Below are 13,463 nucleotides of genomic sequence, written 5' to 3'. Positions count from 1 at the left end.
CACGGTTTTTAACTAACTTACCATAAAAACTCACCAATTATGGAAAACTCAAACGACTTTGAATTTGAATACAATCTGGATGATGATATGGGAATGCATGAGTTGGTTGAAATTCATGTGGGCGACCTCAATTTGCCTACCGGAAAAATTATTGCAGCCGACCCGTTTTTCACCTACGATCAGCGTCCGTTTAAACGCACGGTATTACCTGACAAGTACCCCGTTTATGTATATGTTACCGAAATAGATGAAGAACATTTCCGTATAGCCTACGCCAAAATTAAATTTAGAAGCAAGGATGCCTCAAAATGGGTACTTGCCATTACAGACGACATTACTAAAGAGGAAATGAATGAACTTACAGATGATGAGTTCTTCGGCTTCCCTGTAGACTCTGGACTTGCTTGTTTCCTTGACGAAGAGACCAACGCTTCCCTTAATGCCAAAATGGATGAATTGCAGCAAAAAGACCCTGAAGCTAATTATTATGACGAGGTATTAGCAGATGAGTTTAAGGCCTATTCGTCAAAAAATAAATTCTCAAGAGAATTGGGTGACTGGAATGATCACCGTCCTGACAAGGAGTCTGACAATAATGTCATAATGTTTGCCTCCGGATGGGGAGACGGCTACTACCCTGCTTATTGGGGACTTGATGAAAACGGAGAAACCATTGAGTTGGTTATTGATTTCCTTATTAATGAATTTGAAGACAACCAGGAGGAAGATTATGATTAATACAGCATTTGCAGCTCTTTAATCTTAAATTCTGCCACAGTGTCGTCTTCCAGTAATAGTAAAAGGTTACCGCTACTGTTCACATCCTGTATGATACCCATAAACCTTTGTCCGTCTTTTTCAAACGGCATAGGCACCCCTTTTTTATAAAGCTTTTTATGGTATTTAGCCCATATTGGAGCAGCGTTTTTGTGAAGTAGTGCAGCAACATTACGCTTAAGGTTTTCAACTATACCCCTAAGTAGTGCTGTTTTGTCCTGCTCATAACCAGTAACCACCGCTATAGATGATGCTTTGGGAAGTCCTTCAAAATCAGTTTGATTAACATTTAAACCAATACCCACAACCGAAAATATCTCACCATTGTTCTTAATGCTGTTCTCTATGAGTACCCCTCCTATTTTCTTATTCCCTGCCAAAATGTCGTTAGGCCATTTTATAGCAAGTTCTTTTACATTATTTTCTTCAAGAGCTTCAATAATACTAACGGCAACTGCAGCGTTTAAGTTAAATATTTCATTGATACCAAGCAGTACATCTTTCACTAACACACTAAAAGTAAGGTTTTTACCGGGCTGTACATCCCATTTTGCACCCATTTGCCCTTTACCGGCTGTTTGGTGTTCTGCAACAACAATGGTAAAGTTTTCCAGATACTGGGTGGTTGACAATGATTTTAAATAGTCGTTAGTAGACGCTATGGCACTGAGTTTGATAATATTCATTAAAAGGATAGAAAATAAAGTCTTTTTTAATAACTTAACAAAGTCAAAAGTAAATACAAAAAATGGTAACTTTGTAGAATATATTAAATATTAAATGGCAAAAAAGAATATAAGCACAGATGTATTGTTAGCAAACATCATTAAAGGAATCGAAGAAGTTAAAGGAAATGATATAGATATTCTTGATTTAAGAGCAATCGATAACACCGTATGCGACTATTTTGTAATATGCAACGGTACCTCCAATACACAAGTTAACGCTATTGTTAACTCCGTTCAAAAAATAGTTTCCAAAGAGTTAAAAGACAAACCATGGCATGTTGAAGGAACTGAAAACGGCGAATGGGTACTAATGGATTATGTAAACATTGTTGTTCATGTCTTCCAAAAACACATACGCGAGTACTACAACATAGAAAGCCTGTGGGGAGATGCCAAGATAACATCTATAGGAAACAACTACTAATAAAAGAAATTCATGTCAAAAGATAATAAACCAGAGAATAAATTTAAGGTAAGCCCCTGGCTTATATATGCCGGAATTTTTTTAATGCTTATTGCCATCAATTTTGTAGGTGGCGGGTCGTTTTTAAATGGACCTGAAAAGCTTTCCATATCAAAATTCTACGAATATCTTGATAAAGGAGAAATAGAAAAGGTTGTTACAAACAACTCTTCGGCTAAAATATACCTTAAAGAATCGGCTCTAAAAAGTGATGAACACAAGGATGTACAAAAAGATATTTTTGGCAATTTAAATACAAAAGGACCTCAGTACAGTGTAAACAAGGGGCCTAAAAATGAAATTTTTGACAAAAAGCTTTATGATGCCGAACAAAGCGGTAAGCTGAGCGAATACTCTGTTGAAGAGGAAAGCATGATGGGTGATTTATTCCTTACCCTTCTTCCTATTGTTGTACTTGTAGCCTTATGGATTTTCATGATGCGTCGTATGGCAGGCGGCGGAGCTGCAGGTGGCGGCGGACAGATATTTAACATAGGGAAATCTAAAGCTAAACTGTTTGACGAGAAAAATGACATCAAAGTAACCTTTAAAGACGTTGCCGGACTTGAAGGTGCTAAAGAAGAAATACAGGAAATTGTTGAATTCCTTAGAAACCCTGAAAAATACACCAGTATAGGTGGTAAAATTCCTAAAGGAGCACTACTTGTAGGACCTCCGGGAACAGGTAAAACATTACTTGCAAAAGCTGTTGCAGGTGAAGCTAAGGTACCTTTCTTCTCCCTTTCGGGTTCAGACTTCGTAGAGATGTTTGTAGGTGTAGGTGCATCTAGAGTAAGAGACCTTTTCAAACAGGCTAAAGAGAAATCTCCTGCTATCATATTTATTGATGAGATTGATGCTGTAGGACGTGCACGTGGTAAAAACAACTTCTCCGGCTCTAATGATGAGCGTGAGAACACGCTTAACCAGTTACTAACAGAGATGGATGGTTTTGGCTCAAATACTAACGTAATCGTATTAGCAGCCACTAACCGTGCCGATGTACTGGATAAAGCCCTTATGCGTGCAGGACGTTTTGACAGACAGATATATGTAGACCTTCCGGATATCAGGGAGCGTAAAGAGATTTTTGAGGTACATTTAAAACCGCTAAAAAAGTCAGAAGACCTTGATACTGAATTCCTAGCAAAACAAACTCCGGGGTTCTCTGGTGCTGATATTGCTAATGTATGTAATGAAGCAGCCCTTATCGCAGCCAGAAAAGATAAAAAATCAGTAGATAAACAAGATTTCCTAGATGCTGTAGATAGGATTGTAGGCGGACTTGAAAAGAAAAATAAAATCATATCTCCGGAAGAGAAAAGAGCTATCGCTATACACGAAGCCGGTCATGCTACTGTAAGCTGGATGCTGGAACACGCTGCTCCGCTAGTTAAGGTAACAATAGTACCCCGCGGACAAAGCCTTGGTGCTGCATGGTACCTTCCTGAAGAAAGACTTATTGTTAGGCCAGACCAAATGATGGATGAGATGTGTGCGACTATGGGTGGACGTGCTGCCGAAAAGGTAATATTCAACAAAATATCTACCGGTGCGTTAAGTGATCTTGAAAAAGTAACTAAGCAGGCAAGAGCCATGGTAACCGTTTACGGACTTAATGACAAGCTTGGTAATATTACCTACTACGATTCATCAGGACAAAGCGAATACAACTTCTCTAAACCTTACTCTGAAGAGACTGCTAAGGTTATAGACAAAGAGATTTCGGTTCTTATAGAAGAGCAGTATGAAAGAGCTATACAAATTCTTGAAGAAAACAGGGATAAGCTTTTAAAACTAGCCGATATACTTATTGAAAAAGAAGTTATTTTTAAAGATGACCTTGAAGATATTTTTGGCAAAAGACCATTTGGAAGACCAGATGCAGAAGTAGTTACAGAAGCATAAACCGGAATTTCATAATTTATAGTAAAAATCTTAATTCAGTACCTGTATTGAATTAAGATTTTTTTATCTTTGAATGAAACTACAGAAAAACGCGAAATAATAGGTATGAGTCTTTTCAGAAAAATTTTTGGTTCCCCCAATAATGATTCAAACGAGGATAAAAACATGGAAACCAGTCCGTTTTTGCCCGAAAAACAAGTACCCGCGGATGAACTGTTTACTCACAACTTCAGAAAAAACGGCGGTAAATTTTTATACTGTGACAATTTAACTGAAGTTCACGATCAGTTTTTGAACATTTTAGAAGAAAACGACTGGTTTGAATGTGAAGCTTTGTGTTTTGAACCAAAACTTTGCAGCTTACTGGAAGAAAATAAACTTTCTTACGATACCCCTAAAAACCCACGTTTCTTATTAGCCGGATGTGAAAACCTTATTGCAGACGAAGGATCGATTCTGTTCTCATCAAACCAGATAAAACAGAAAAAACCAAACGAGCTTCCTGCCAATATGGTAATCTTTGCAACAACCAGCCAAATACTTAATTCCAAGAGTGACGGGCTTAGGGAAATCAAAAGAAAATACGACAGGGAATACCCTACCAACATCACCACTATTAAATATTTTGAAAAGGCCAAAGAAGAGGATTTCCTGCATTATGGCAGTGTAGCCAAAAACCTGTACCTCCTTCTTTTGGAAGATCTGTAAAATGAATGAAAGCTTAACCAGGGCACTATCAGGCATAGTTTATATAATCCTGTTAATAGCCTCAACACTATATTCCGAAATTAGCTTTATAGTACTATTTGGGCTATTTATGTTCCTTTCGGTGTTAGAATTCTGTAACCTTATAAAATTTAGCAAAATACAGGCACTGCTATTGGCAGCAGTATTTATGCTATATACCCTTTTTATTCCTAAAAGTTTTCAAAACAACTTAATACTAAACTGCGGTGCAGTTTTTATAGGGATAATTTTACTTTATGATTTATTTAAACAGGGAAACCAAACAGGGCAATTAAAAAACTCTGCTAAAATAGCACTACTTATAGGCTATATTATTATACCCTTTACCCTGTTAATGAAATACCCTTTCATTTCTGATATCGAATACAACCCTTACCTTATAATTGGTGCATTTATAATAATATGGATTAACGATACCTTTGCCTACCTTACAGGGAGAGCTATAGGCAAACACAAACTTTACGAGAAAATTTCGCCTAAAAAAACCATCGAAGGATTTTTAGGAGGTTTGGTTTTTGCCCTTATAGGCAGTTATATCCTTAGTCGCTTTTATACATTTCAGTCGGCAACAGTCTGGATGACCGGAGGTACCATACTTGTAATATTCGGTACATTAGGCGACTTAGTAGAATCTAAATTTAAAAGGACAGCAGGCGTAAAAGACAGCGGAAACATAATGCCGGGACACGGTGGCATACTTGACAGGCTGGATAGTATTATTTTTGCGATACCTTTCTTATTTTTGTATTACCAAATAATCAATTATGTTTCATAAAGAAGGAGCTAAAATCATTTTAGGATCGCTGGCTATAACCGTAGCGGTTGTATTACTGGCAGAAAAATTTATTGTCAACTACTGGCTTTTAAAGTTTATTCAGGTATTTGCACTGGTATTCATAGTGCTTATCCTTCAGTTTTTCAGAAATCCTAAACGTCCTGTAAATGCTGCAGACCATACCATTATTGCACCGGTAGACGGTAAAATTGTGGTTATTGAAGAAGTATATGAACCCGAGTACTTTAAGGACAAGCGCCTACAGGTATCTATATTCATGTCGCCTATTAACGTTCACGTTACGCGTTATGCCGTTAACGGACTTGTAAAGTTTAGTAAATACCATGCCGGTAAATACCTTGTGGCATGGCATCCTAAAGCGAGTGAGGAAAACGAACGCACAACTGTAGTAATAGAGAACAGCATATTTGGTGATATTTTATACAGACAAATTGCCGGTGCCCTGGCAAGACGTATTGTAAATTATGCCAAAGAAGGTATGCATGTGGTTCAGGGTACAGATGCAGGCTTTATTAAATTTGGGTCGAGAGTCGATTTATTCTTACCTTTAGGTACAGAAATAGATGTTGAGCTTAACCAAAAAGCTATAGGCGGTAAAACCATAATAGCGAAGAAAGCCTAATGCAGGAGAAAAATTTAGATACTCTGTTTCAGGAAGCTTATGAGAAAGCTTCAAATATGACGCAGGCTTTGCCTCAGGACGTCATGCTAAAAATTTATGCCTACTATAAACAGGCAACTCTTGGCGATGCCAAGAAAAGCTATTACCAGTCCTACGATTTGAGAAGCGCTTTTAAGATGAATGCATGGATGCAGATAAGGCACTTAAGCGCAGACGAAGCCAAGCAGCATTATATCGATTTAATCAATTCTCTAATTAAATAAATTACTATCATGAAAAACGTAAAGATGTTCTTTTCTGCTTTAGTACTGGTTGCTTCACTGCAATCGTGCAAAGAAAAAAATAATCTGGAAGAGGTGCAGGTACCTGAGCCGGAAAAAGCAGAAGCACCAGCAATGGGAAATCCTGACGATGTTAAGGCCGAAGGTAAATTCCAACTGGTTAAACTAGGCTATGCTTACGATGCTCTGGAACCATATATCGATGCTAAAACCATGGAAACCCATTACTCTAAGCACCATGTGGGATATGCAAACAAGTTAAACAAAGCTATTGCCGGTACAGATTTAGAAAACAAATCTATCGAAGAAATTCTTAAAGGCATGGACATGGACAACAAAGCCCTAAGAAACAATGGTGGTGGTTATTACAACCATAACCTTTACTGGGAGATAATGGCTCCAAATGCAGGCGGACAGCCAACAGGTGCTCTAGCAGAAGCTATTAATAAAGACTTTGGTTCATTCGAAAACTTTAAAGATAAGTTTAGCGAGGCAGCCGGAACTCAGTTTGGTTCAGGTTGGGCTTGGTTATATGTAGATGCATCAGGCAAACTTGCTGTAGGTCAAACTCCTAATCAGGATAATCCTTTAATGCCGGGTGTTAGTATATCTGGTACTCCGGTACTTGCTATAGATGTATGGGAACATGCTTACTACTTACATTACCAAAACAAAAGACCAGACTATATCTCTAATTTTTACAACGTAATTAATTGGGATGCAGTTGCAAAAAAATATGAAGCAGCTATAGCTAAATAATATTTTTAGCCCTAAATATTAAATCCGCTCTTATGGGCGGATTTTTTTATTTAAAAAATGATTCCCTCAATTGACTTTTTGAAAAAAAAAGCAGACTTTTGAAACTCTTAACACAATCTTAAAATGAAACGTATATTTTCTCTTGCATTACTACTAATACTGGCCTCTTGCCAAAAAGAAGAAAAAAAAGTAATAGACCGATCAAAAGCCGACTGGGACAGCTATGAGCTTCTTGGAAATGTTGAAAGCATAAGTGAGAAGTCATATGCCCTTAACGGATCTGAAAAAGGTGAGCATAAACGCGAGGTAAAATACAGCCACGATTTCGACCTTGTGTTTAATGACGAAGGTAAACTTGTAGTGGAAAGAAAATGGATTAAAGGAGATACTCCTTATGAGGAATCTATTTATGAAGGAAAAGATAAACTTATAAGTACTACCCAGTACATGGCAGGTAAACCGTTTATTAAAACCGATTACACATGGGAAAACGGCAACAACACAAACATAATTAAAAGAAATGCCGATGGTACTCAGCTTAGCAGGACATTACAGCGTTTTGAAGGAGATAAGGTAGTTGATGTAACCAAATATAATGCTCAGGACATTTTACAGGACAGGACTAGTTTTATTTACGACGAAAACGGTAATGTAAAAGAAGAAGATTCTTATCTTAAAACAGAAAGCATTCAGTTTAAAAACATATATGAGTATGATGAGAACGGAAATGTAACTTCTATTTCACGTTATAATAAAGACGGAGGTATTGAATACATTACCAATTCTAAATATGATGGCGATAAGCTTATAAGCAAGGAAACTATTGATGGTGATAAAAAGCTGGGCAGGGTTCAAAAATTTACTTACGACACTAAAGGAAACTTAATAATTGAATACCTTAAAGATGGTGATGAAGGTATTGAACATGTAACCGAATACCATTATGACAACAATGGCAATAAACTGGGCATGGTTGTTAAACAGGACGGCAACATTGTATACAAAGCAGGATACTCGTATGACGACCACAACAGCATGACAGAATTTAATGTAGCCGATGATAAAAATGCTATTAAAGATTCTAAGTTTTACAGATATGAATATGATGATAAAGGAAACTGGACTAAAAAAACCATATCAATAAACGGTGTGGAAACTTTTGTTGTAGAGAGGATAATTACTTACCTGCCATAAGCAGTAGTACTAATTTAACTTTAGGTTGTATATAAAAAAACGGGAGCTTATCAGCTCCCGTTTTTTTATGATGTATATCTTAAATTATTTAAGGCTTTCAAGACTTTGCTCTATAGTAGCAATTTTAGCAAGAGCATCAGCCTCTTTTTGGCGCTCTATAGCCACAACCTTTTCAGGTGCACCACTTACAAACTTCTCGTTAGAAAGCTTCGCCTGAACCGATTTAAGAAAGCCTCTGTTATATTTAAGTTCCTCTTCCAGTTTAGCAATCTCTTCTTCAATATTTACATTACCTGATACCGGAATAAAATATTCGTTTGATTTCACCCTAAAAGTAAGAGCTCCGTTTACCTTTTCGGTTACATATTCAAAAGAAGAAACATTACCCAGCTTCTCAACAATAACATCAAAATAATCTGATGAATTATCATTGTTTATCACCTTAACCTCAATAGTATCTTTAAAAGGTATGTTCTTATCTTTTCTTATGGTTCTTATCCCTGAAATAACTTCGGCAGCAAGATCAAAGTCAGCAATAAGCTTTTCGTTTACCTCTTTAACTTCCGGCCATTTGGCTACGATAAGTGCATCTTCCGGAGTCCTTTCGGCAATATGCTGCCATATTTCCTCTGTAAGGAATGGCATAAATGGATGAAGCAGCTTAAGGTTGTTTTCAAGCATTTCGATAGCCTTATTAAAAGTAGCCCTGTCTATAGGCTGCTGATAGCCCGGCTTAATCATTTCAAGGAACCATGAACAGAAATCATCCCATACCAGCTTATATATAGCCATAAGCGCATCTGATATTCTGTATTTCTCAAAATGGTCTTCAATCTCAACTAATGTTTTTTGTAACTTAGCCTCATACCATTCAATAGCCTTTTTAGCATACTCTGGCTGCTCTATATCGCTTACCTCCCAGCCTTTTATAAGCCTGAAAGCATTCCATATCTTAGTCGTAAAACCTTTACCCTGATTACAAAGTTCTTCATCAAAAAGAATGTCGTTACCTGCAGAAGCACTTAACAGTAGTCCTACACGTACACCATCGGCACCAAATTTCTCAATCAAATCAAGCGGATCCGGTGAGTTACCCAGCGACTTAGACATTTTTCTTCTCTGGCTATCCCTAACCAGACCAGTAAGATAAACATTGGTAAATGGTTTTTCACCTGCATACTCATATCCTGCTATAATCATTCTCGCTACCCAGAAGAAAAGGATATCCGGTCCGGTAACAAGATCGTTAGTAGGGTAATAGTATTTAAAGTCTTCGTTTTCCGGATTCATAACCCCTCCAAAAACAGCCATAGGCCATAACCATGAAGAGAACCATGTATCCAGTGCATCCGGATCCTGTTTCAGGTCGGCTACCGTTAGTGCTGCGTTACCTGTTTTTTGTTTAGCCAGCTCTAAAGCAGCATCGGCAGTTTCGGCAACAACAAAATCTTCTTTGCCTTCACCATAGTAGTAAGCAGGTATTTGCTGCCCCCACCATAGCTGGCGTGATATATTCCAGTCACGAATGTTTTCCATCCAGTGACGGTAGGTATTTTCAAAACGTTTAGGATAAAGCTTAACTTCTTCAGTCTCTAAAACCGCCTTGATAGCAGGCTTAACCAAGTCTTCCATTTTTAGGAACCACTGGTCAGAAAGTCTTGGCTCAATAACAGCCTTAGTCCTTTCGGAAGTACCTACCTTATTAAGGTGGTTTTCTATCTTCTCAAGGCTACCAATAGTTTGAAGCTCATGAGCAATCATCTCTCTAACCACAAACCTGTCCTTACCTTCATAATGAAGTCCGAAACTGTTAAGGGTAGCATTCTCATTAAAAATATCAATTATTTCAAGGTTATGCCTTTCGCCAAGTTCTTTATCGTTAACATCGTGAGCAGGTGTAACTTTAAGGCATCCTGTACCAAACTCCATATCAACATATTCATCAAATATGATAGGAATTACACGGTTAGCTATAGGCACAATAGCCTTTTTACCTTTTAGGTGAGTATAACGCTCATCATTAGGGTTAATACATATGGCAGTATCACCTAAAATAGTTTCGGGACGGGTTGTTGCAATTACTACAAAATCCTCGCTACCTTCAATTTTATATTTTAAATGATACAGCTTACCCTGCCTTTCTTCATAAATAACTTCTTCGTCAGAAAGGGTTGTTTTAGCCTCAGGGTCCCAGTTTACCATACGGTACCCTCTGTATATCATGCCTTTATTATACAGGTCTACAAACGACCTGATTACAGAAGCCGACATATCCGGATCCATAGTAAACTTAGTACGTTCCCAGTCGCATGAAGCACCCAGCTTTTTAAGCTGATCCAGGATTACGCCACCATATTTTTCGGTCCAGTCCCAGGCATGTTTAAGGAACTCCTCGCGGGTAAGGTCACTCTTATTTATACCCTCTTCTTTAAGTTTGGCAACAACTTTAGCCTCAGTAGCAATAGAAGCATGGTCGGTCCCAGGGACCCAGCAGGCATTAAAGCCCTTAAGCCTTGCTCTCCTTATTAATACATCCTGTATAGTATTGTTAAGCATGTGCCCCATATGAAGCACACCCGTAACATTTGGCGGAGGTATTACTATAGTGTACGGTGTCCTGTGATCAGGTTCTGAATGAAAATAATTGTTTTGCATCCAGTAATCGTACCATTTTTTCTCTGCTGCCTTAGCGTCAAATTGTGCAGGTATAGTCATAACTATCTGAAATATAATAATTTAAAAAATTATGGTCTGATTTTTGTAAAATGTATGCAAAAGTAACCATATAAGTACAAATTAAAAAAAAGAGCAGTGAATATTTGCTCTTAATTTAAATCTAATTATTTTTACTAAAATTACTAAAACTAAAATACACACCAAATGAAAAAGTTTTTAGGACTAATCGCTGTATTGCTTATAGCTATTACAGCAAATGCTCAGTCTGGCGCCAAAATCGAATTCAAAGAGGATACGATTGACTATGGTACCGTGAGTAAAGAAACCGATGACGGATTACGAATTTTTGAATTCACCAATACCGGAGATGCCCCTCTTATCATTAAAGATGTAAAATCTACCTGCGGATGTACCGTACCTACAAAACCAAAAGAACCTATTATGCCTGGTAAAACAGGAAAAATAGAGGTTAAGTACAACATGCACCCGGGCCCGATAAGAAAAACCATTACCGTACAGTCTAATGCTGTTAACCACCCTGACGGAGTAGTTGCCCTTAAGATTAAAGGTAATGTAGTTAAAAAAGAAGAAGTTAACATACTGGAAAAGAAAAAAGCAATTCCAAACCAGTAAGCTACAAATTAAGAATATAGCAAAGCCCTGCCATTTGGCGGGGCTTTTTTATTGGTTTTAGTTTAATAAATTACAAAACTGTGAATTAGATGAATTTTATATTATAAAGTTTATAAAAAAAGTCGCAAATTTGCTCATCAAAAAAATTAAAATTCAATACAATGCCTAAAGTATCAAATAAGGGACAATTAATGCCTGAGTCTCCTATAAGGAAGTTAGTTCCTTATGCTGAGGGAGCTAAGAAAAAAGGCCACAAAGTATACCACCTTAATATTGGCCAGCCGGATATCAAAACTCCGGATGTAGCGCTTGAAGCTATTAAAAACAACTCCATTAAAATATTGGAGTATAGCCATTCTGCAGGTTTTGAAAGCTACAGAAATAAACTAGCTGACTATTACCAAAACCACGGAGTATCTGTTAATGCAGCCGATATAATTATCACAACAGGTGGTTCTGAGGCATTATTGTTTGCTATGGGAAGTACCATGGATGATGGTGACGAGATCATTATCCCAGAGCCTTTCTATGCTAACTACAATGGTTTCTCTACTGCTTCGGGAGTTAAGGTTGTACCGGTAATCTCTACAATAGACGAAGGTTTTGCCCTTCCTCCTATTGCTGATTTTGAAAAACTTATCACTCCTAAAACTAAAGCAATACTTATTTGTAACCCGGGTAACCCTACAGGATACCTTTATACTCAAGAGGAAATACAGCAACTTGCCGAACTGGTTAAGAAGCACGATCTTTTCCTTATTGCAGATGAAGTATACCGTGAGTTTACTTACGATGGAGACAAACATTACTCTGTAATGAATGTACCGGGTATTGAACAAAATGCCATAATGATTGACTCTGTTTCTAAAAGATACAGTATGTGTGGTGCTAGGATAGGATGTATTGTTTCCAAAAATAAAGAGGTAATGGCTACTGCCATGAAGTTTGCTCAGGCAAGGCTAAGCCCTCCTACTTTTGCTCAGATTGCAAGCGAGGCTGCCCTTGAAACTCCTCAAAGTTATTTTGATGAAGTTATTACAGAATATAAAGGGCGTAGAGATACTTTAATTACCGAACTTAATAAGATTAAAGGTGTAAAGGTTGCTACTCCTAAAGGTGCTTTTTACTGCATAGCAAAACTTCCTGTTAAAAATGCCGACGATTTTGCACAATGGCTTCTTGAAAAATTTGACCTTAACGGAGAAACTATAATGGTGGCTCCTGCGGCAGGTTTCTACTCTTCTCCTAATGTTGGGTTAGATGAAATAAGAATCGCTTACGTACTTAAAAAAGAAGACTTAGTTCGCTCTGTAGAAATACTTGCAGAAGCACTAAAACAATACAACAGCTAATCATAATAGTTGTAAAGAAGAGGGAGGCATTAGCCTCCCTTTTTTATACCCTATAATTATGTATTACACTCAAAAGAAAAAGGCAGCCAATTGGCTGCCTTTTCTGTGTTTATAGTTTGTTAAAGATATTATCTCTTCAGTGAGAAATGAGCCTTAAACTCTTTCTCTACAGGTTCTCCGTTTACCAATTCACGGTAGGTTACACTAAACCAGTAGTCCGTAGCAGGTAAAGGGTTACCGTTGTAAGTTCCGTCCCAACCCTGACTATCGTCGGTAGCACTGATCTGTTTGATCAGCTTACCAAAACGGTCAAAGATATATACCTTGGCATCCGGCTGGTTCAGTCCGATGATGTTCCAGGTATCGTGGTAACCGTCACCGTTAGGGGTAAAGTAATGTGGATAGTCCACTAAACTTACGCCTTCTATGGCTATCTCATCACAGGCATAGTCCGTTTTAACATCCCTTACATATACCGTGTGGGTACCCGCAGGTACATCGGTAAACACATTGCTGCTCTGCCACAT

At 37.7% G+C, this 13,463-nt stretch carries 14 protein-coding genes; 11 read left to right on the top strand and 3 right to left on the bottom strand.

Annotation, left to right across the window (positions count from 1 at the left end):
* Positions 1-39 precede the first annotated feature (39 nt).
* Entirely contained in the window at positions 40-738 is a 699-nt protein-coding gene (locus ABS768_RS16460; RefSeq protein ID WP_408076055.1) for a DUF4241 domain-containing protein, read from the top strand.
* Here the strand turns inward: ABS768_RS16460 and ABS768_RS16455 are convergent.
* Entirely contained in the window at positions 735-1,463 is a 729-nt protein-coding gene (locus ABS768_RS16455; RefSeq protein ID WP_408076054.1) for a biotin--[acetyl-CoA-carboxylase] ligase, read from the bottom strand. The two genes, ABS768_RS16460 and ABS768_RS16455, sit on opposite strands and share 4 nt — an antisense overlap.
* Before the next feature lie 94 nt (positions 1,464-1,557).
* Here ABS768_RS16455 and rsfS point away from each other — a divergent pair, with 94 nt between their 5' ends.
* The 8 genes from rsfS (at position 1,558) to ABS768_RS16415 (ending at position 8,275) form a co-directional block, all read left to right on the top strand.
* Entirely contained in the window at positions 1,558-1,929 is a 372-nt protein-coding gene (rsfS, locus tag ABS768_RS16450) for a ribosome silencing factor (protein WP_035135710.1), read from the top strand.
* Positions 1,930-1,941: 12 nt separating this feature from the next.
* A complete protein-coding gene (gene ftsH, locus ABS768_RS16445) occupies positions 1,942-3,876 on the top strand; it encodes an ATP-dependent zinc metalloprotease FtsH (RefSeq protein ID WP_408076053.1) in 1,935 nt (644 codons plus the stop codon).
* Positions 3,877-3,981: 105 nt separating this feature from the next.
* The gene (locus tag ABS768_RS16440; RefSeq protein ID WP_330444057.1) at positions 3,982-4,584 is read left to right on the top strand and encodes a lactate utilization protein B/C; all 603 of its coding nucleotides are present in this window, start codon (positions 3,982-3,984) and stop codon (positions 4,582-4,584) included.
* A 1-nt stretch (position 4,585) separates the two neighbouring features.
* Positions 4,586-5,398 (top strand): phosphatidate cytidylyltransferase, encoded by an 813-nt coding sequence (locus tag ABS768_RS16435; RefSeq protein ID WP_408076052.1) that lies wholly within the window; start codon positions 4,586-4,588, stop codon positions 5,396-5,398.
* Positions 5,388-6,041 (top strand): phosphatidylserine decarboxylase family protein, encoded by a 654-nt coding sequence (locus ABS768_RS16430; RefSeq protein WP_408076051.1) that lies wholly within the window; start codon positions 5,388-5,390, stop codon positions 6,039-6,041. The genes ABS768_RS16435 and ABS768_RS16430 overlap by 11 nt, the downstream gene beginning before the upstream one ends.
* Positions 6,041-6,304, top strand: a complete 264-nt coding sequence (locus ABS768_RS16425) for an acyl-CoA-binding protein (protein WP_035135699.1) — start codon at positions 6,041-6,043, stop codon at positions 6,302-6,304. The genes ABS768_RS16430 and ABS768_RS16425 overlap by 1 nt, the downstream gene beginning before the upstream one ends.
* A gap of 132 nt (positions 6,305-6,436) precedes the next feature.
* Positions 6,437-7,081, top strand: coding sequence for a superoxide dismutase (locus tag ABS768_RS16420; RefSeq protein ID WP_408076139.1), 645 nt, complete (start codon positions 6,437-6,439; stop codon positions 7,079-7,081).
* Positions 7,082-7,204: 123 nt separating this feature from the next.
* The gene (locus ABS768_RS16415; RefSeq protein ID WP_408076050.1) at positions 7,205-8,275 is read left to right on the top strand and encodes an RHS repeat domain-containing protein; all 1,071 of its coding nucleotides are present in this window, start codon (positions 7,205-7,207) and stop codon (positions 8,273-8,275) included.
* 84 nt (positions 8,276-8,359) lie between these two features.
* Here ABS768_RS16415 and ABS768_RS16410 read toward each other — a convergent pair whose 3' ends face one another.
* Positions 8,360-10,990 carry a valine--tRNA ligase gene (locus ABS768_RS16410; RefSeq protein ID WP_408076049.1) on the bottom strand — a complete coding sequence of 877 codons (2,631 nt, stop codon included), beginning with the start codon at positions 10,988-10,990 and terminating at the stop codon, positions 8,360-8,362.
* A 165-nt stretch (positions 10,991-11,155) separates the two neighbouring features.
* On the opposite strand from ABS768_RS16410, the gene ABS768_RS16405 reads away from it, so the two are divergent.
* Positions 11,156-11,584, top strand: a complete 429-nt coding sequence (locus ABS768_RS16405) for a DUF1573 domain-containing protein (RefSeq protein WP_408076048.1) — start codon at positions 11,156-11,158, stop codon at positions 11,582-11,584.
* A gap of 161 nt (positions 11,585-11,745) precedes the next feature.
* Positions 11,746-12,936 carry a pyridoxal phosphate-dependent aminotransferase gene (locus ABS768_RS16400; RefSeq protein ID WP_408076047.1) on the top strand — a complete coding sequence of 397 codons (1,191 nt, stop codon included), beginning with the start codon at positions 11,746-11,748 and terminating at the stop codon, positions 12,934-12,936.
* A gap of 128 nt (positions 12,937-13,064) precedes the next feature.
* On the opposite strand, the gene ABS768_RS16395 is transcribed toward ABS768_RS16400, so the two are convergent.
* The coding region (locus ABS768_RS16395; protein ID WP_408076046.1) for a T9SS type B sorting domain-containing protein at positions 13,065-13,463 on the bottom strand (399 nt) is incomplete at its 5' end.

The sequence above is a fragment of the Flavobacterium rhizophilum genome (assembly GCF_046000485.1).
Taxonomy (GTDB): Bacteria; Bacteroidota; Bacteroidia; order Flavobacteriales; family Flavobacteriaceae; genus Flavobacterium; species Flavobacterium rhizophilum.
The sequence above is the reverse complement of the archived record's forward strand: the minus strand, read 5'-3'. Positions and strand labels throughout refer to the sequence as shown.

Bases quoted from the DNA above. Each gene is read 5' to 3' on its own strand.
- rsfS (WP_035135710.1), top strand. From the start codon at position 1,558: ATGGCAAAAAAGAATATAAGCACAGATGTATTGTTAGCAAACATCATT.
- ABS768_RS16420 (WP_408076139.1), top strand. From the start codon at position 6,437: ATGGGAAATCCTGACGATGTTAAGGCCGAAGGTAAATTCCAACTGGTT.
- ABS768_RS16435 (WP_408076052.1), top strand. From the start codon at position 4,586: ATGAATGAAAGCTTAACCAGGGCACTATCAGGCATAGTTTATATAATC.
- ABS768_RS16410 (WP_408076049.1), bottom strand. From the start codon at position 10,990: ATGACTATACCTGCACAATTTGACGCTAAGGCAGCAGAGAAAAAATGG.
- ABS768_RS16400 (WP_408076047.1), top strand. From the start codon at position 11,746: ATGCCTAAAGTATCAAATAAGGGACAATTAATGCCTGAGTCTCCTATA.
- ABS768_RS16405 (WP_408076048.1), top strand. From the start codon at position 11,156: ATGAAAAAGTTTTTAGGACTAATCGCTGTATTGCTTATAGCTATTACA.
- ftsH (WP_408076053.1), top strand. From the start codon at position 1,942: ATGTCAAAAGATAATAAACCAGAGAATAAATTTAAGGTAAGCCCCTGG.
- ABS768_RS16425 (WP_035135699.1), top strand. From the start codon at position 6,041: ATGCAGGAGAAAAATTTAGATACTCTGTTTCAGGAAGCTTATGAGAAA.
- ABS768_RS16455 (WP_408076054.1), bottom strand. From the start codon at position 1,463: ATGAATATTATCAAACTCAGTGCCATAGCGTCTACTAACGACTATTTA.
- ABS768_RS16430 (WP_408076051.1), top strand. From the start codon at position 5,388: ATGTTTCATAAAGAAGGAGCTAAAATCATTTTAGGATCGCTGGCTATA.
- ABS768_RS16440 (WP_330444057.1), top strand. From the start codon at position 3,982: ATGAGTCTTTTCAGAAAAATTTTTGGTTCCCCCAATAATGATTCAAAC.
- ABS768_RS16415 (WP_408076050.1), top strand. From the start codon at position 7,205: ATGAAACGTATATTTTCTCTTGCATTACTACTAATACTGGCCTCTTGC.
- ABS768_RS16460 (WP_408076055.1), top strand. From the start codon at position 40: ATGGAAAACTCAAACGACTTTGAATTTGAATACAATCTGGATGATGAT.